General features: G+C 39.5%; 1 protein-coding gene. It reads left to right on the top strand.

Going from position 1 to position 1452, the window contains the following annotated elements:
• Positions 1–1346 (top strand): sodium/proton antiporter NhaB (nhaB, locus tag H5202_RS22405; RefSeq protein WP_182773970.1); only part of this gene is annotated, 1346 nt, incomplete at its 5' end.
• Positions 1347–1452 lie beyond the last annotated feature (106 nt).

Consider the following 1452-nt stretch of genomic DNA (forward strand, 5'->3'; position numbering starts at 1 on the left):
CATCTCCCACGCAAGTCCTACATGAAATTGAAGCCAACCTAGAAGTATTGTTACTTTTAGTCTTCATGGTCGCCGGTATTTACTTTATGAAACAGTTATTACTGTTTGTATTTACCAAGATGATTACCAAAGTACGTTCAAAAATCATTGTTTCACTCATGTTCTGTACTGCGTCGGCATTCTTATCTGCGTTCTTAGATGCGTTAACGGTCATCGCGGTTATCATTGCTGTTGCTGTTGGTTTTTACTCTATTTACCACAAGGTCGCTTCCGGTAAGAGTTTTAATGATGGTCACGACCATACATCTGAAACAACTGAACAATTAAACAATGAAGAATTAGAAGCATTTCGTGCATTCTTACGTAATTTATTAATGCATTCTGGCATTGGTACTGCCCTTGGTGGTGTCTGCACCATGGTTGGCGAACCACAAAACTTAATCATTGCGGCGCAGGCCCATTGGCAGTTTGGTGAGTTTTTCTTACGAATGTCACCAGTGACGATGCCAGTACTGGTTGCTGGTATATTCACTTGTTTTCTTGTCGAAAAATTCAAAGTATTTGGTTATGGCGCACAATTACCTGATGCTGTACATAAGATTTTAACCGATTACGCTAATCATGAAGACTCACACAGAACCAACCAAGATAAAATGAAACTGGTTGTCCAGGCTCTTATTGGAGTTTGGTTAATTGCAGGTTTAGCACTTCACTTAGCTTCTGTTGGCCTTATTGGTTTATCGGTAATTATTCTAGCAACAGCATTTAATGGCATAACCGACGAACACTCATTGGCTAAAGCATTTGAAGAAGCCTTACCTTTCACAGCATTATTGGCGGTATTTTTTGCCATCGTTGGTGTGATCATTGACCAGGAATTATTTGCTCCTGTGATCCAATGGGCATTAGGTTATGAAGGCAATATGCAGTTAGTGATTTTTTACATTGCTAACGGCTTGTTATCTATGGTTAGTGATAACGTGTTTGTAGGAACGGTTTACATTAATGAAGTGAAAGCAGCGTTGATGAGTGGCCAAATCACTCGAGACCAATTTGACTTACTTGCGGTAGCAATTAATACCGGTACTAACCTACCTTCAGTGGCAACACCGAATGGGCAAGCAGCGTTCTTATTCTTGTTAACCTCAGCCATAGCCCCGCTTATTCGTTTGTCGTACGGACGTATGGTGTGGATGGCGTTACCTTATACAATTGTATTATCTATTGTAGGTGTAATGGCAATTGAAACTGGTTTCTTAGTCGAGATGACTGATATGCTTTATGAAACTCAATTAATTATTCACCACTCAGCCAAAGATCTCGGTGGTGCGGCAATGGGTCATTAACTAAAACAGCTTATTGGACTTAGCAGATAAATTATCTTAAAGTCACTATTGTTTGTTTAAACACCCTCACTTGAGGGTGTTTTTTTATCTATTAGCACATTTATTA

Origin of the sequence: Shewanella sp. SG41-4, assembly GCF_014164505.1 — a bacterium.
Taxonomy (GTDB): Bacteria; Pseudomonadota; Gammaproteobacteria; order Enterobacterales; family Shewanellaceae; genus Shewanella.